Source organism: Paenibacillus pasadenensis (assembly GCF_002864175.1).
Taxonomy (GTDB): domain Bacteria; phylum Bacillota; class Bacilli; order Paenibacillales; family Paenibacillaceae; genus Paenibacillus_O; species Paenibacillus_O pasadenensis.
Window position 1 is genome coordinate 1 of sequence record NZ_NFEZ01000001.1, and the last position, 16,187, is coordinate 16,187.

Consider the following 16,187-nt stretch of genomic DNA (forward strand, 5'->3'; position numbering starts at 1 on the left):
GAGGCCGGCGGCGAGCGCCGTGGCGGCGATGCCGGCGGCAGCCGCGCCGGCGATGCCGAGCGGCGGCACGAGCGCGGCGTTGAGCGCGGCCTTGGCGAGCGCGGCGAGCCCCAGCAGCGCGGCCGGCAGGCGCAGCGCGCCGAGGCCCTGCAGCAGCGGCGCGGCTACCGCGCTGACGGCGGCGGCGAGCGCCGTGCTGCCGACGAGCGCAAGCGTGCCGGTAGCCTGCGCGTCGGCGTAGAACATTACGTTGAGCGGACGCGCCAGCAGCGTGAGTCCGAGCGCGGACGCCGCGCCGACGAGCGCCGACGAACGCAGCCACAGCCGGGCGAGCGCCGCCGCCTGCGCCGGATCCGAGCGACGATGCCGCACGAGCTGCGGCACGAGCGCTCCGGCGGCCGCTCCGGCGACCATCGCCACGAGCTGGATGAGCGGCTGGCCCCGGCTGTACAAGCCGAAAGCCGCCATCGCCTCGGCCGCGTCCATGCCGCCTCGCAGCAGCCGCGGCACGGTGAACGCGTCGATCGCCCCCAGCACCGGCGCGACGATCGCTCCGAGCGCCGCCGGCAGCGCGAGCGCTCCGAGAGCGCGCATCTCGCGGGCGAGCGGACGCAGCCGCGAGAACCCAGAGACCCGAGAGGCCCGTAACGCCGGCTCTCTGCCCCCTTCCTCGCTCGCCGTCCGCACCGGAGCCGCGTCCGAGTCGGATCGCCGCCCGAAGCCAGTCAGCCGGCCCACTCCACGAACGCTATCCGCATCCAGAGGAGGCGAAGCTCCCGTTGCAGCGCCTGTCGCCGACGCCCCGCGCCGCAGGAACACGGCCAGCAGCGCCAGTCCCGCCGCGCCGCCGAAAAACGACCCCCACATCGCGCCGGCGGGGAGCCGGTCGTCGCCCCAGCCGGCCGACCAGCCGATGCGCAGCAGCAGCAGCATGGCGGCGACGCGCACGACCTGCTCGACGAGCTGCGACCAGGCGGTCGGCCGCATGTCGCCAAGCCCCTGCGTATAGCCCCGCAGCGCGGCCAGCGCCGGGGCAAACCAGAGCGCCGACGCCACCGCGCGGATCGACAGCTCCGCAGCCGGGTCGCCGACGAGCGCGGCGAGGCGATCGGCAAGCAGCCACAGCGCGGCGAAGCCGGCCGCCCCAAGCAGCGAGAGCAGCGTCACTCCGGCCACGGCCGCGCGCCGCGCGCCGAGCCGATCGCCCTGCTCGAGCAGCGCCGCCGTGCGGATCGAGACCGCCACCGGCAGGCCGGCGGTCGCCAGCACGAGAATGAGCTGGTAGAACGGATAAACCGCGTTGTAGATGCCGAACACGCGGTCTCCGGCGACGTTCTGCAGCGGAATCTTCTGCAGCGTCCCGATCAGCTTGGAGAGCAGGGCCGCGCCGGCCAGCAGCGCCGCGCCCCCGAGCGCCCCGCGGCCCCGCCCCGCCTGTTGCTCCTTGTCGTCCATCGTCCCGTTCCTTTCGACTCGTTCGTTCTCCTCATTATAGCGGCGGGCGTCCGTATGAGCCATGCTTCGGGCGCATAGGCTGGGAAAGGACGTTTTTCGGCATGATTCCGCAAGGAGGCAGCAGCCAATGGAAATGGAACGGCATCCCGTCTGGACGGAATGGCAAAAAGCCAGCCTTTACCGCATGCTGGCCGACTATCACCGCGACTCCGAGCCCGCCGCGGCGGGCTCCTACGAAGGCCTCTACCGGGAAGCCGTGAAGCGGCTCGCCGGGCTCGTCCGGCTCTACGGCAATCCGTTCGGAGAGCCGCTCCCTGGCCTCGGCGCCGCCGCGCCGGGCTGGCCGCCGGAGGCGGCGTTCTCCGGCATGTCGGGCGGCTTGCCGCCCTATGCGGCGCCAGCGGCGGCGTACCCGGCCGGCGCTTATGCCGCGCCGGCCGATTTCCCGCCCTATCCCGCGCAGGCGGCGTACCCGCCGCCGGACGCCTATTCCGCGGCGGCCGCTCCGCCAGGGTCGGCCTGGCCGTCCTACGCCTCCGGAGCTTCGTCGCCCTGGCCGGGCTATGGCGGCCCTTTGCCGACCTCGCCTTGGCAGCCGCTGTCCGGCAGCGGATTGCCGGGGCTCGCGCCGCCGCTGCCCGGCGGCTATGGACCGCCCCTCGCGCAGCAGCCGGCCATTCCGGAGCCGTATGGCTGGAGCTTGGCGTCCGGATCGGGGGCCGCGGCCGGCCATCCCGGCTGGCCGGGCATGCAAACGCCGGCCTCCAGCGCCGGCGCCGCCCCGTCAGCAGCGGGCTGGACCGCGCCTCCACCGGCCGCCGCGCCCGCTTCGCCGGCTCCGCAGCCGGCAGCGTCCGCTCCCGACCCGCCGGACGCGGCTGACGATTCCGGCTCCTCCGCAGAATTCGCCGGCCCGGGCATCCGCCCGCCCGCGGCCGAATCCGCTTCGACGCAGGCGCTGCCCCGGCCGAGCTCCTACGCGCGGCTGCGGCTGATCCACGCCGCTCCCGGACAGCCGCCGCTGGCGCTGCAGGCCGGCGAAGCCTTTGCGCAGGCCGGCTATCTCTCCGCCTCCTCCTACGCGGATGTGCCTGCCGGTCCGCTGAGCGTCCGGCTGTCTCCCGCCGCTTCCGCGACGCCGCAGCAGGCGGACGACGGCGACGTCTTCGAGCTGTCGCTCGAGGCGGGCCGAAGCTATACGGCGGCGGCTTGCCCCGATCCGGAGGGAGACGGACTGCGGCTGCTCGTTTTTTTCGACGGCAAAGAGCTTCGCGACGACTGCGTCAAGCTGCGCCTGCTCCATCTCGCCCGCACCGGCCCCGTCGACCTGATGGTCCGCGACGGCGGCACGCTGTTCCGCAAGGTCGCGCCGGGAAGCGCTTCGTCCTACATCACGCTGGCTCCGTCCGAGCCGGAGCTTGAGCTGACCGAGGCGGGCTCGCTGCGTCTGCTTCATGCCGCGCCCCCGCTGCCGCTGCCGGGAGCGACAGCGCTCACGCTGCTGCTGGCCGGCGAGCCGCCGCAGCTGACGGCCTTCGAGGACGGCTGAGCTGACGCGGGCCGCGCGGACTCTGCCGCTTCCCGTTCGACGGCAAACAAGCTTCCGCTCGGGATTCCACCGAAAAGGAAGCTTGCCTGAAGGGCGGTATTCCGCCTACTGCTCCATCTGCTTGGCGAGGAAGCCCGCGGCCGTCTCGGCCATCTTGATTTCCATCTGCGCCATCTTGGTCGAATCCTCCTTGCTCGCCAGCACGACCGTGCCGATCGGATCGCCGCCGGCGATGATCGGAGCCGCGACAAAGGAGGTGTAGGTTTCCGGAGCGTTCTTGATGATCTCATGCTCGCCGCTGGCGGTTTCGGTGGCGGTCTTGCGGCTGTCCATCGCCTGCTCCAGCAGCTGGCCGACCGGCTTGTCCATATAATCCTTCTTGGAGGCGCCGGCAACGGCGATGACCGTATCTCGGTCGGAGATGAGCGTAATGTGGCCGGTGCTCTCGCTCAGCGATTCGGCATATTCCTTTGCGAAGTCTCCGAGCTCGCCGATTGGGGAATACTTCTTGAGGATGACCTCGCCGTCGCGGTCGACGAAGATTTCAAGCGGATCTCCCTCGCGGATGCGAAGCGTACGGCGGATTTCTTTCGGGATGACGACGCGGCCGAGATCGTCGATTCGACGCACAATTCCAGTTGCTTTCATTGTCATGTTGCCCCACTTTCCTCGAAGAATGGTAAGTCCACTGGATGCCTAGCTCCGACTGATTTATTTCGTGAGTTGGGATTGGATCGTTCAGGCGTTCACCTTCGAATCTGACCATAGTATTCATCCGCTCCCAGTTTCTTATGCACCGCGCCAGCCCGCGCCGGCAGAGGCCGGAAAGGCGATTTCCGCCTTTTACGGCGCGGGTTTCCGCCCTTCCTGCACAGGCTGGGAATTGCACCCACAACGGCTGATGGGGGTGCCGGTACCGCTTGAGGACAGGCCTCCCTTGGATGCGGGACGCAAACAAGCCAAGACCGCGCGGCTTCCGCTGATGCGCGCGATCCTGGCTTGCCTTGCCGGGACAAAGGAAACGTCCGCAGCCTCTTCTTTCCTGCCCAATCATCCCGTTCCTATACCGTCAAATACCGGCGTACCGTCTCGTCGTCCAGCGCCCCGAGCTCCCCTTGCCAGGCGATGGCGCCTTTTTCGAGGATGTAGACGTAATCGGCGACGCTCCGCACGAACTCGAGGCTCTGCTCCACGAGCAGGATCGCGGTCCGTCCGTCCGACTTGATCGAGCGGATCACGTCGCGGATGTCGTCGACGATCGACGGCTGGATGCCCTCGCACGGCTCGTCGAGCAGCAGCAGCTCCGGCTCGGCCGCCAGCACGCGCGCGAACGCCAGCTGCTGCTGCTGGCCGCCGCTCAGGTCGCCGCCGCGGCGGCCGTACATCGTCGGCAGCACGGGGAAGCGCTCGACCGCCGCCGGCGGGATGTCGTCGCCGCGGCGCTTGCCGCGCGCGGCCTCCAGCCCGATCAGGATGTTCTCGCGCACGGACAGCTGCCCGAAAATCTCGCGGCCCTGCGGCACGTAGCCGATGCCGCTGCGCGCCCGCTCGCCGGGCGCCTTGCGCGTCAGGTCGCGGCCGCCGTAGCTGACCGTGCCGCCGCGCGCCTTGAGCACGCCCATGACGCTCTTGACGAACGTCGACTTGCCCGTGCCGTTGCGGCCGAGCAGGCAGACGACCTGGCCGGGACGCACCTGGAGCGTCACGCCGCGCAGCACGGCGCTCTCGCCGTAGCCGGATTCCAGCTTTTCCACCGTCAGCATGCCGCTTCCCTCCTTTTGCCCAAGTACACCTCGGCGACCCGGTCGTCGGCCTGCACCTGGTCCATCGTGCCCTCCATGAGCAGCCGCCCCTCGTGCATCACCGTCACCAGGCTGGCGAAATTCCGCACGAACTCCATGTCATGCTCGACGACGACGACCGCGCGGTCCTTGGCGATCTCCTGCAGCAGCTCGCCGGTCTTCTCCGTCTCGCGGTCGGTCATGCCCGCCGCCGGCTCGTCGAGCAGCAGCAGCGACGGCTCCTGCAGCAGCAGCATGCCGATCTCGAGCCATTGCTTCTCGCCATGCGACAGGCTGCCGGCGCGAGCCCGCTGCCTGCCGGCGAGTCCGACCGTCTCGAGATGCTCGGCGAGCCGCTCCCGCTCGGCCGCGGCGAGCTTCGCCCGCAGCGTCGCCAGGATGCCGCGCTTCTGCTTCATCGCCAGCTCCAGGTTCTCCTCGACCGTCAGCGTCGGAAAGATCGACGGCGCCTGGAACTTGCGGCCGATGCCGAGCTCGGCGATCTGATGCTCCTTGCGCCGGGCGAGGTCGATCCCGTCCCGGTAGAGGATGCTGCCGCCGGACGGCTTCACCTTGCCGCAGATGGCGTCGAGCAGCGTCGTCTTGCCCGCGCCGTTCGGTCCGATCAGGAACCGCAGGCCGCTCGCCTCGAGCGAGAGGTTCATGCCCTGCACCGCCTTGAAGCCGTCGAACGACACCGTCACGTCCTCACACTGCAGAATAGCCTTTTCGCTCATGCTCGGGCACCTCCTTCCGCCTGCGGACGATCCGCCTCGCCTTGCGCCAGCCGTCTACCGCCAGCCCGGCGATGCCGCGCGGCAGGAACACGGTCGTGACGATGAACAGCGCGCCCATGAAGAACAGCCAGATGTCGGGATACGATTCGCTGAACGCGCTCTTGGCTCCGTTCAGCAGCAGCGCGCCGAGAGCGGCTCCGATCAGCGTGCCGCGGCCGCCGATGGCGACCCACAGCACCATTTCGATCGACGGCACGATGCCCATCATCGACGGCGAGATGATGCCGACATGCAGCACGAACAGCATGCCCGCGATGCCGGACAGCGTCGCCGACAGGACGAACACCCCCATCTGGTAGCGGGCCGGATCGTACCCGAGGAAGCGGACGCGGTTCTCGCCGTCCCGGATGGCGCGCAGCACCTTGCCGAAGCGGCTCTTGACGACGATCCGCGCCAGCACGAACGTCGCCAGCAGGACGCCGGCCGTCACATAGTAGAGCGCCAGCTTCGTCTCCGGCGCGGCCAGCGAATGGCCGAGGATCTGGCCATACCCGGTAATGCCGTTGGTGCCGCCCGTAAACGCCTGCTGCCCGGTGATCAGCGTGACGCTGATGATGACGAGCGCCTGCGTCAAAATCGTGAAGTAGACCCCTCGGATGCGGTTGCGGAACGTGAAGAAGCCGAGGAACAGCGCCACCGTCGCCGGTATGGCCATACCGAGCAATACCGCTCCTCCGAAGCTCTGGAACGGCGTCCAGAACCACGGCAGCTTGGTGAGGCCGCTCCAGTCCATGAAGTCCGGCAGCCGTCCCCCGCTCGCCTGCAGCTTCAGGTGCATCGCCATCGCATAGCCGCCGAGGCCGAAGAACACGCCATGTCCGAGGCTCAGGATGCCGGTATAGCCCCACAGCAGGTCGAGGCCGACCGCGGCGATCGCGAACGCCAGGAACTTGGCCAGCAGGTTCAGGCGGAAGTCGCTCGTGAACAGCGGCGCGGCCAGCAGCAGCGCGGCGGCCAGGAAATACCACATCGCCAGCCCATACCGGGAGGCGCCCGTCTTGATCATCCACTGCGTCATGTCTATCGCCTCCTTAGTCCAGCGACCGGGTGCGCATGGCGACGAATCCCTTCGGCTTCCATTGCAGGAAAGCCACGATGCACAGGAATACGAGCACCTTGCCCAGCGATGCGGTCGTCCAGTATTCGAACAGCGTGTTCGTCATGCCGATGCCGAGCGCGCCGAACACGGTGCCGACCAGCTTGCCGACGCCGCCGAGCACGACGACCATGAAGGCGTCGACGATGTAATAGGTGCCGATCGTCGGCCCGATCGGACCGATCAGCGTCAGCGCGCAGCCGGCGATGCCCGCGAGGCCGGAGCCGATCGCGAACGTCAGGCTGTCGACGCGCCGCGTCGAGATGCCGAGGCAGGCCGCCATGTCGCGGTTCTGCATGACCGCCCGCATGCGCCGTCCCGCCGTCGTGCGGTAGATGTACAGGAACATCGCCAGCAGGCAGACGGCTACGAGCGCGAGGATGAACAGCCGCTTGTACGGCAGCACGAGCCCTTGCGTGACGGATAGGCCGCCCTCCAGCCACGACGGGCTTTTGACGCCGACGTTCGGCGCGCCGAAGATGGAGCGGGCGAGCTGCTGCAGCACGAGGCCGACGCCCCAGGTCGCCAGCAGGCTGTCGAGCGGGCGGCCGTACAGGAAGCGGATGAGCGTCTTTTCCAGCAGCAGGCCGATCAGGAATGCGGCCGCGAAGCTGGCCGCGATCGACAGCAGGAAATACTGGCTGAACCAGGAAGCGGGCAAATAGGATTGGAACAGCTTCTGCGTCATGTAGGTCGCGTAGGCGCCGACCATGATCAGTTCTCCGTGGGCCATGTTGATGACGTTCATCTGGCCGAACGTGACCGCCAGGCCGAGCGCGATCAGCAGCAGGATGGAGCTGACGCTGATGCCGTTGAACAATTGCAGCCAAAATACGTCCATGCGCGGCTCTCCTCTCTCGCGCCGGGGCCAGCAGGACCGCCGCCCTCTCGGGACGGCGGCGCGGCTGGCCCCGACGCTTGGGTGCAGGGTGAAATCGATGCGGCTCGGCCGGCGGCGATGCTTCGCTGCCGACTGGCGGCGTTTAGCCGCCGACCCGGCGGCGTTTAGCTGCCAACCCGGCTGCGGCTAGCTGCCGGAGCTCAGGCCCGAAGCCCAGGCGTATGTCTTGAGGTAAGGGTCCGGCTTGACCGGCTCGCCGGAGCTCCACACTTCCTTGAACTGGCCGTCCGCCTGCACCTCGCCGATGCGCACCGTCTTGTACAGATGCTGCGTCTCGCCGTCGATCTTGACCTTGCCCTCCGGAGCGTCCCACTCCAGCTCCTTGGCCGCTTCCTTCACGGCCGCCACGTCGGTGGAGCCGGCCTTTTCGACCGCAGCCGCCCACAGGTATACTGCATCATAGCCGGCCTCGATCGGGTCGGCCGTCACGCGGTCCGCGCCGTATTTGGCCTTGTAGGCTTCGACGAACGTCTTGTTCTCCGGCGTATCCGTCGTCTGGTAGTAGTTCCAGGCGGCCAGATGCCCCTCCAGCACATCCGCGCCGATGCCGCGGATCTCCTCTTCGGCGACCGAGACCGACAGCGTCGTCAGGTCGGCGGCGCTGATGCCGGCGTCCTTGAGCTGCTTGAAGAACGCGACGTTGCTGTCGCCGTTCAGCGTGTTGAACACGATGTCCGGCTTGGCGGCCTTGATCTTGCTGATGATCGTCGTATAGTCGGTATGGCCGAGCGGCGTGTACTCCTCGCCGGCCAGCTCTCCGCCTTCCGCCGCGAGCTGCGCCTTGATGATCTTGTTGGCCGTGCGCGGGAACACGTAGTCGGAGCCGAGCAGGTACATCTTCTTGCCGCGGTTCTCCAGCAGCCAGCTGACGGCCGGCACGATCTGCTGGTTCGTCGTCGCTCCGGTATAGAAAATGTTCGGCGAGGACTCCAGTCCTTCGTATTGGACCGGATACCAGAGCAGCCCGTTCAGCTCCTCGAACACCGGCAGCATCGCCTTGCGGCTGGCCGACGTCCAGCCGCCGAATACGGTCGCGACCTTGTCCTCGGACAGCAGCTTGCGCGCCTTCTCCGCAAAGGTCGGCCAGTCGGAGGCTCCGTCCTCGACGACCGGAATCAGCTTTTTGCCAAGCACGCCGCCTTTGGCGTTGATCTCGTCGATCGCCATCATCTCGGCGTCCTTGACCGATACCTCGCTGATCGCCATCGTGCCGCTGAGCGAGTGGAGGATGCCGACCTTGATCCCATCGCCGCTTTCCCCCGATGAAGCGCCAGCCGCCGGAGAAGCTGCCGGAGACGCGCTTCCCGCAGCCGGTTCATTCTGGCCGCAGCCGCTCAGCACGAGCGCCAGCGATACCGCCGCCAGCAAGCCCTTCCCCATATGCCTCTTCTTGATCTTCGTTCCCGTCTGTCTCATCTCTCTCCACTCCCCTTCGCGAATCCGAACGTTATGTATGGGCTTCGTTCTATCGTTCGTGATTGTAGTATAGGCGGAGGACAAATTCTATGTCAATATATCTTACATAAAAATATGGAAATGAGGACTTTAGGCCTTGTTTTCGACAATTCGATTCCAAATCCGGACGAAAAACGAATCGAACCTGCCTTGAAAGCATCGGTTTGATTATCAAACGTGTTTAACCGCCTCATTCACGTCAGATTATCTAACGCATAAACAAAAACGAATCATCCTTTTGCTCGCGAGCGTCATGAAGCTGGGGGTTTCAATCATGGCGACGGCCTAATCCTGCTCGATGCTGCGGCAATTGTTGCGCGGCCTGCGCCACCGGCTGCACCATGAAAAAAGCGCCTTTTCGGGGCCAGGGGCCGCGAAAAGACGCTTCTAGCTTGCATGGATCAGGTTTTACGCGCGATTGCCGGATCGCCGGCGGGCCAGACGCATAGCGCGCCGCCCGCCATCCATCGGCTTAGCTGCCGGTATTGCTCGCCGCATCGGGCGCGGCATTTTCCGCGCCGGCATCGTTCGACGGCGCTTCGGCGTTTTCTCCCGCTCCGCCGCTGGCGGCCGGGCTCGGCTCCGGATCCTTGAACTCTTCCTTTTTGGTGATGAGTCCCGGAACCTCGTTCTGCATGTAGTCGTTCAGCTGCGTCTGGGCGAGCGTCTGCTTGATCTCTTCCTTGGCCGCCTCGAACGTCGGCAGCTCCCGCTTCTCGACCTGGATGACGTGGTAGCCGTACTCGGTCTCGACCGGCTCGCCGACGACGCCGATCTCCTGAGCGATCGCCGCCTTCTTGAAGTTCTCCACCCAGCCGCCGGCCGCCTGGTCGGCGTACTGGCCGCCATTCTCGGCCGAGCCCGGATCCTCGGAGTATTCCTTGGCGAGAGCGTTCCAATCGGCCCCGTCCGCCTCCAGCTTCGCTTTGGCTTCCTTGGCGCGGGCGAGAGCGTCTTCCTTGCTGCGCTCCTTGCCTTCCGGATCGGTGAAGCCGACGAGGACGTGGCGGAGCGTGACCTTGGTCAGCCCTTCCTTGTTCTCGTCATAGTATTTTTGCGCGTCGGCATCGGTCACCTTGGCGGCCATCGCGTCGGACACGCCGATCGACAGCCTGATGAAGTCCTTGATGTCCTGCGCGGTAATGTTGTTGTCCTTCATGTTCGTTTCGAGCGTTTCTTTCGTGTAGGCTTCCTCGATCTGCTTGTACTGCTCGTCCGCCTCCGCGGCGGCCTTGTCCTTCACTTCCTTGGAAGCGTCCTTGTACACGAGCTGGTAGCCGATGTACTGGTCGAGGATCATGTTTTTGTAGGCGGCCATGTCGAGGTAGGCGGCTACTTGCGGATTCACGACGCGCAGCACGCTCGTGAATGTCGTGAAGTCCTTCTCGCTCACCGTCCCGCCCTTGTACTCGGCGATCGTCTTGCTGTCGTCTCCGCCCGCGGAGCCGTCCTCTTTTTTGCCGCACGCGGCTAAAGTGAACGCCAGCACCGCCGCCAGCGCAAGCAGAAGCATGCGGCTCGCGGCCGGGCGCTTGATGGAAATCTTCATAATGGTCTCCTCTCGGTTCGTTCAGGCATGGGTCCAGTTTACCAGATGTGGACCAGCCGCGCATTAACGTCGCCTTAAAGACGCCGCGAAAAAGCCGGAGCCCGGCTTCGGGCCCGGCTCCGGCTCCTCTGTCCTGCGGCGGCTACTTGCCCGCCGCCTGCGCCGCTCCGGCCGGGAGCAGCGCTTCGCCCCAGCGGCGCAGCAGGCGCAGCGTCAGCTCAAGCCGCTCGGCGCTGCCGAGGCCCTTGCCGCGCAGCGTCAGCTCCATCGGCTCGCCCTTGCCGCCTCCGCCGATGCGGCGGAAGCGGTTTTCGAACTCGAGGCACAGCCCGTCGATCGTGCGCGTTTCGGCGCTGCGGGAAGCGGCCTCGCTGAATTTGAGCGTCCACTCGTCGTTTTTGTTCGCGCTGATCGACGCGATGCCGTAGCGGGCGCCGTACACCTTGAGCCGGCCGACGTCGAGCAGCGTCGCGACCGCGTCCGGCAGGTCGCCGAAGCGGTCGGTCAGCTCGTCGAACAGATCGTCCGTCTCCTCCAGCGAGGAGAGCGCCGCCACTTTTTTGTAGATCTCGATCTTCTGGATGCTGTCGTAGATGTAGTCCGACGGCAGATAGGCGTCGAGGCTGAGGTCGATGACGGTGTTGACCGGCTTCTCCTCCGCTTCCTCCTCGCCGTACATCTCCTTCTTGCGCCGCGCGATCTCGTCGGCCAGCATCTGCGAGTACAGGTCGAATCCGACCGAGGCGATGAAGCCGTGCTGCTCCGCGCCGAGCAGATTGCCCGCGCCGCGGATGGCCAGGTCCCGCATGGCGATCTTGAAGCCGGAGCCGAGCTCGGTGAACTCCTTGATCGACTGCAGCCGCTTCTCTGCGACCTCGGTCAGCACTTTGTCGCGCTGGTAGGTGAAGTAGGCGTAGGCGATCCGGTTGGACCGGCCGACGCGCCCGCGCAGCTGGTACAGCTGGGAGAGGCCCATCTTGTCCGCGTCATGCACGATCAGCGTGTTGACGTTCGGGATGTCCACGCCCGTCTCGATGATGCTCGTGCTCACGAGCACGTCGGATTCGCCGTCGAGGAAGTCGAGGATCGTCTTCTCCAGCTCCTGCTCGGACATCTGGCCGTGGCCGACCGCAACCTTGGCCTCCGGCACGAGCGAGCCGAGCAGCTCGGCCATCTGGTAGATGCCCTGCACGCGGTTGTACAGGTAGTACACCTGGCCGCCGCGCGCCAGCTCGCGCTCGATCGCCTCGCGCACGAGCGCGGTGTTGTACTCCACGACGTACGTCTGCACGGGGAACCGGTTTTCCGGCGGCGTCTCGATGACCGACAGGTCGCGCACGCCGAGCATCGACATATGGAGCGTGCGCGGGATCGGCGTCGCCGTCAGCGTCAGCACGTCGACGTTCGTCTTGAGCCGCTTGAGCTTCTCCTTGTGGGAGACGCCGAAGCGCTGCTCCTCGTCGACGATGAGCAGGCCGAGGTCCTTGAACACGATGTCCTGGCTGAGCAGCCGGTGCGTGCCGATGACGACGTCGACGGCGCCGCTCTTGAGCCCCTTCATCGTCTCGGTCTGCTCCTTGCGCGAGCGGAAGCGGCTCAGCACCTGCACCTTGAACGGGAAGTCGGCGAAGCGCTCGCGGAACGTCTCGTAGTGCTGCTGGGCGAGGATCGTCGTCGGCACGAGGATGGCGACCTGCTTGCCCTCGATCGCCGCCTTGAACGCCGCCCGCACGGCGACCTCCGTCTTGCCGTAGCCGACGTCGCCGCAGAGCAGCCGGTCCATCGGACGCTGGGTCTCCATGTCCTTCTTGATCTCGCGGATCGCCCGCAGCTGGTCCGGCGTCTCGTCGTACGGGAACATCGCCTCGAACTCGTTCTGGTACGCGGTGTCCGGCCCGAAGCCGAAGCCCTTGGCCTCCTGGCGCTGGGCGTACAGCTTGACGAGGTCGTCGGCGATGTCCTTGACGGAGCTGCGCACCTTGTTCTTGACGCGCGTCCACTCGTTGCCGCCGAGCTTGTAGACCTTGGGCTCCTTCTCCTCCGACCCGACGTACTTCTGGATGAGGTCGATCTGGTCGATCGGCACGGACAGCTTGTCGCCGCCGGCGTACAGGATATGCATGTAGTCCTTGTGGATGCCGCCGATCTCCAGCGTGCCGATGCCCATGTACTTGCCGATGCCGTGGTTCTGGTGGACGACGTAGTCGCCGACCTTGAGCTCGGTGTAGCTCTTGATGCGCTCGGCGTTGTCCATGTTCTTGTCGACGCGGCGCGTCTTGCGCTGCTTCTGCGTGAACAGCTCGCCCTCGGTGATGACGACCAGATGCGAGCCGGGCAGCTCGAAGCCGCTGCCGAGGCTGCCCTCGAGCAGCTGCGGCGGCTCGATGTCATAGTCGCCGAGCACGCGGCGCAGCCGGTCCATCCGCTCGCCGCTGCCGGCCAGCATGAGCACCTGGGCTCCCGCCTTCTTCCAGCGCTCCATCTCCGCCCCCAGCACGTTCATCTGGCCGTGGAAGTTCTGCATGCCGCGGCACATGAAGTTCAGGATGTTCTGCGGCTGCGAATGCGGCACCTGGCGCAGGAACAGCGACAGCAGCAGCGTCGGGAACGGACGGTGATGCAGCACGTCGTCGCTCTCGCGCGCGAGCTTGAAGCTCGGCAGCGACTTGCCCGTGCCGAGCAGATGCGCCTGCCACTCCGCCTCGTCGCGCTCGAGCTGGCGGGCCGTCTCGATGAGGCGCGTCGGCTCGTCGAGGACGAGCAGCGTGTCCTTCGGCATGTAGTCATAGAGCGTCTGGCGCTCCGGGTAGAGCAGGGCGATGTATTTATAAAGTTCGGGGAAATAGATCTGCTGCCGCAGCCGCTCCAGCTCCGCGCCGAGCTCGGAGCGCAGCCGGTCCTTGGCGGTGCGGTCGGTCATCCGCTCGAGCTGCTGCTCCAGCAGCTCGGAGGCATGCTGCGCGGCCGCGGCGAAGCGCCGCCCGTCCGCGATCAGCTCCTGGCACGGCGTCACCGTATACGCTTCCAGCTTGGCGTTGGAGCGCTGCCCCTCGGGATCGAACGTGCGGATCGAATCGATCTCGTCGTCGAACCACTCGACGCGCACGGCCGATTCGGCCGTCAGCGGGTAGAAGTCGACGATGCCGCCGCGCACGCTCAGCTCGCCCCTGTTTTCGACGCGGTCGGCGCGCACGTAGCCGAGCGCGTTCATCCGCTGCAGAAACGCCTCCATCGGCAGCTCGGCCCCGACCTGCAGGTCGATCTTGGCCTCCGCCATCACGTCCCGCAGCGGCAGGAAGCGGCGCACCCCGGAAAAAGGCGCAACAACGATCCCGCGGAAGCCGCGGGACAGGCGGATCAGCGCCTCCATGCGCTGGGCGAGCATCTCCGGGCTGGAGACGGCCGACTCGGCCGCGACCAGCTCGTTCGCCGGATAGAGCAGCACGTCCTCGCCGCCGCTCAGCTCCTGCAGATCCTCCACGATCTTCTGCGCGGAGAACATATTGTGGGTGACGACCAGCATCGGCTGATCCAGATCCCGTTGGAGCGCCGCCATGAGCACCTGGCGGGACGAGCCGGCCAGGCCCGAGACCATCTGCTCCTTCATGCCCTTGCGGAAGCCGGCGAAGACGGACTGGTAGTCGCGGTCGGCGGCGAATGCCTCGATTAACGCTTTCAAATGGAGCACCTCTCTTTCGCTTGAGCCCGCTTCCCGCCGATCCCCCGGACGCCGCTCCTGCCGGAGAGCATCCGGAGCCGGAGACGGCAACAAAGGCCTCCTGATCCGCGAGGGGCCTTGGGGCGACAACGGGCAGCAGCACGCAAAGAAGCCTCAGCTACCCGCCAAGGCTCTTGCCTATGTTGTCGTACTTGTGTACTTGTTGTCGAAGGGAATCGAATCCGCTACTGCAGCGGGCTGGATACGAGAAGCAGCTCCGGATGCCGCAGCGCCGCCTCGCTGCAATAGTCGCAGACGAGCTTGACGACCATGTCGCCTTGCGGATTATACGCTATTATATCGCTGCGTTCCTCGAGGGTCAAGAAATGCAGGCCGAGCCGGTTCTCCGGAATGCCGTGCAGGCTGGAGATCGTGCCAAGCGGCGTCCGGCAATGCCGGCACTCGTAATGAATCGCCATGAAAGGGGCCTCCTGTCCAAGGGTTTGGCTCCAGTATGCCCACTTTCTGGCTCTTTTAACGCAGTCCGCTAGCCGTTGAACTTGCCCATCGTGTCGTCGAACGGGTGGACCAGCGCATGCTCCGCCGCGTCGCAGGCCCGTTCGGTCATCGCCAGCACCGCCTCGCGCTCGCTTTTGGGAAAGTTGGAGAGCACGTAGTCGGCGATGACCATGCCGTTCGTCGGCCGCGAGACGCCCATGCGGATGCGGTTGAAGCTCTGCGTGCCCATATGCTGGATGATCGACTTGATGCCGTTATGGCCGCCCGGGCCGCCCTGATAGCGCAGCCGGATCTTGCCCGTCTCCGTGTCCATGTCGTCGTAGACGACGATGACATCCTCGAGCTTCGCGTCGAAATACTTCATGAACGCCTTCATCGACTCGCCGGACAGGTTCATGTACGTCATCGGCTTGACGAGCCACACCTTCTCGCTCCCGACGCGGCCGTCGCCGATCAGCGCGCGGCACTTGGCCTGCGTCACCTTGATGTCCCATCGCTCGGCAAGCGCGTCGACCACCTTGAAGCCGATGTTGTGGCGGGTATCCGCGTATTGCGGCCCGGGATTGCCGAGCCCTACGATCCATTTCATTTGTCGCTGCACCTTTCTGTTCGTCGTCTACGAACCACTGTACCATATCCGCGGCCGCTTCGCCCACTGCGGACCGCCGAGCCTCTCCGGCAGGAACGGCCGGTCCGGCAGGCCGCTGCCGCCCTTTCCGTCCGCACAAAAAAGCGCGCCCCGTGCGGGGCGCGCCGTGCGGCCAAGCTCTATTCTTCGTCGACCGCGTTCGCATCCTCGGAACGGGCCGCCGCCTTCTCGTCTTCCTTCGCCGATTCCTCGGCCTCGTCCTCGGAAACTTCCTTCTGCGGCGCCAGCACGCCGGCGATGATCTGCTCCGGATCGGTGACGAGCTGCACCTTGTCCGGCAGCTTCAGCTCGCCTGCGGACAGGTTCTCGCCGACCCCGAGGCCGGAGATGTCCGCTTCAAGCGACTCCGGAATATCGTTCGGGAGGCATTGCACCTCGACCTCGTGCAGCGTCACCGACAGCACGCCGCCTTCGCGGACGCCTGTGGAGTCGCCGGTCAGATCGACGCGAACCGAAGCCTTGATCTCCTCGTTCATATTGATCTGATGCAGATCGACGTGGATCAGCCTGCGTGAGAGCGCGTCGCGCTGCACGTCCGTAATCATGACCGGCTGCTTGCCGGCCTCCGGAATCGAGAGCTCGATGATGGCATTGGGCTGGGAGCGAAGCAGATGAAGCACTGCCTTCTCCTCCAGGGAAATAACCGACGAAGATTCGAGCTTTTTGCCGTACACGACTGCCGGAACCCGGCCCTCCTGGCGGAGCTTGCGAAGGCTTCCCTTCGACGCGTTGCTGCGGGCTTCGGCTTGCATGGTAATCGCCATGATTGTCTTCCTCC

The 16,187-nt window shown here is 66.2% G+C and carries 13 protein-coding genes; 1 reads left to right on the top strand and 12 read right to left on the bottom strand.

Annotated elements, in window-relative coordinates; all coding sequences use genetic code 11:
• The coding region (locus tag B8V81_RS00005) for an oligosaccharide flippase family protein (RefSeq protein WP_101807351.1) at positions 1-1,455 on the bottom strand (1,455 nt) is incomplete at its 3' end.
• 127 nt (positions 1,456-1,582) lie between these two features.
• Here B8V81_RS00005 and B8V81_RS00010 point away from each other — a divergent pair.
• Positions 1,583-3,004, top strand: a complete 1,422-nt coding sequence (locus tag B8V81_RS00010) for a DUF4397 domain-containing protein (protein ID WP_146000423.1) — start codon at positions 1,583-1,585, stop codon at positions 3,002-3,004.
• A 105-nt stretch (positions 3,005-3,109) separates the two neighbouring features.
• On the opposite strand, the gene spoVT is transcribed toward B8V81_RS00010, so the two are convergent.
• The 11 genes from spoVT to B8V81_RS00065 all read right to left on the bottom strand — a co-directional run bounded on the left by spoVT (position 3,110) and on the right by B8V81_RS00065 (position 16,173).
• On the bottom strand, positions 3,110-3,652 hold the full coding sequence (gene spoVT, locus B8V81_RS00015) for a stage V sporulation protein T (protein WP_028598250.1): 543 nt from the start codon (positions 3,650-3,652) through the stop codon (positions 3,110-3,112).
• Positions 3,653-4,065: 413 nt separating this feature from the next.
• Complete coding sequence (gene urtE / locus B8V81_RS00020; RefSeq protein ID WP_101807353.1) at positions 4,066-4,767, bottom strand: urea ABC transporter ATP-binding subunit UrtE; 702 nt, start codon at positions 4,765-4,767, stop codon at positions 4,066-4,068.
• Complete coding sequence (gene urtD / locus B8V81_RS00025) at positions 4,761-5,522, bottom strand: urea ABC transporter ATP-binding protein UrtD (protein ID WP_101807354.1); 762 nt, start codon at positions 5,520-5,522, stop codon at positions 4,761-4,763. The genes urtE and urtD overlap by 7 nt, the downstream gene beginning before the upstream one ends.
• Positions 5,494-6,588, bottom strand: a complete 1,095-nt coding sequence (gene urtC, locus B8V81_RS00030) for an urea ABC transporter permease subunit UrtC (RefSeq protein ID WP_101807670.1) — start codon at positions 6,586-6,588, stop codon at positions 5,494-5,496. The genes urtD and urtC overlap by 29 nt, the downstream gene beginning before the upstream one ends.
• 25 nt (positions 6,589-6,613) lie before the next feature.
• Positions 6,614-7,519 carry an urea ABC transporter permease subunit UrtB gene (gene urtB, locus B8V81_RS00035; RefSeq protein ID WP_028598253.1) on the bottom strand — a complete coding sequence of 302 codons (906 nt, stop codon included), beginning with the start codon at positions 7,517-7,519 and terminating at the stop codon, positions 6,614-6,616.
• Positions 7,520-7,705: 186 nt separating this feature from the next.
• Complete coding sequence (gene urtA / locus B8V81_RS00040; protein WP_425320479.1) at positions 7,706-8,959, bottom strand: urea ABC transporter substrate-binding protein; 1,254 nt, start codon at positions 8,957-8,959, stop codon at positions 7,706-7,708.
• A 547-nt stretch (positions 8,960-9,506) separates the two neighbouring features.
• Entirely contained in the window at positions 9,507-10,583 is a 1,077-nt protein-coding gene (locus B8V81_RS00045; RefSeq protein WP_101807355.1) for a peptidylprolyl isomerase, read from the bottom strand.
• A 142-nt stretch (positions 10,584-10,725) separates the two neighbouring features.
• A complete protein-coding gene (mfd, locus tag B8V81_RS00050) occupies positions 10,726-14,262 on the bottom strand; it encodes a transcription-repair coupling factor (protein ID WP_028598256.1) in 3,537 nt (1,178 codons plus the stop codon).
• Between the two features lie 224 nt (positions 14,263-14,486).
• Positions 14,487-14,720 (bottom strand): anti-sigma-F factor Fin family protein, encoded by a 234-nt coding sequence (locus B8V81_RS00055; protein WP_028598257.1) that lies wholly within the window; start codon positions 14,718-14,720, stop codon positions 14,487-14,489.
• Positions 14,721-14,788: 68 nt separating this feature from the next.
• Positions 14,789-15,349, bottom strand: a complete 561-nt coding sequence (gene pth, locus B8V81_RS00060; RefSeq protein ID WP_028598258.1) for an aminoacyl-tRNA hydrolase — start codon at positions 15,347-15,349, stop codon at positions 14,789-14,791.
• Between the two features lie 179 nt (positions 15,350-15,528).
• Entirely contained in the window at positions 15,529-16,173 is a 645-nt protein-coding gene (locus tag B8V81_RS00065) for a 50S ribosomal protein L25 (protein WP_028598259.1), read from the bottom strand.
• Positions 16,174-16,187: the final 14 nt, after the last annotated feature.

Excerpts from the sequence above, each read along its gene's own strand:
- urtB (WP_028598253.1), bottom strand. The coding sequence starts at position 7,519 with ATGGACGTATTTTGGCTGCAATTGTTCAACGGCATCAGCGTCAGCTCC.
- urtD (WP_101807354.1), bottom strand. The coding sequence starts at position 5,522 with ATGAGCGAAAAGGCTATTCTGCAGTGTGAGGACGTGACGGTGTCGTTC.
- urtA (WP_425320479.1), bottom strand. The coding sequence starts at position 8,959 with ATGGGGAAGGGCTTGCTGGCGGCGGTATCGCTGGCGCTCGTGCTGAGC.
- urtE (WP_101807353.1), bottom strand. The coding sequence starts at position 4,767 with ATGCTGACGGTGGAAAAGCTGGAATCCGGCTACGGCGAGAGCGCCGTG.
- B8V81_RS00065 (WP_028598259.1), bottom strand. The coding sequence starts at position 16,173 with ATGGCGATTACCATGCAAGCCGAAGCCCGCAGCAACGCGTCGAAGGGA.
- spoVT (WP_028598250.1), bottom strand. The coding sequence starts at position 3,652 with ATGAAAGCAACTGGAATTGTGCGTCGAATCGACGATCTCGGCCGCGTC.
- urtC (WP_101807670.1), bottom strand. The coding sequence starts at position 6,588 with ATGATCAAGACGGGCGCCTCCCGGTATGGGCTGGCGATGTGGTATTTC.
- B8V81_RS00010 (WP_146000423.1), top strand. The coding sequence starts at position 1,583 with ATGGAAATGGAACGGCATCCCGTCTGGACGGAATGGCAAAAAGCCAGC.
- pth (WP_028598258.1), bottom strand. The coding sequence starts at position 15,349 with ATGAAATGGATCGTAGGGCTCGGCAATCCCGGGCCGCAATACGCGGAT.
- B8V81_RS00055 (WP_028598257.1), bottom strand. The coding sequence starts at position 14,720 with ATGGCGATTCATTACGAGTGCCGGCATTGCCGGACGCCGCTTGGCACG.
- B8V81_RS00045 (WP_101807355.1), bottom strand. The coding sequence starts at position 10,583 with ATGAAGATTTCCATCAAGCGCCCGGCCGCGAGCCGCATGCTTCTGCTT.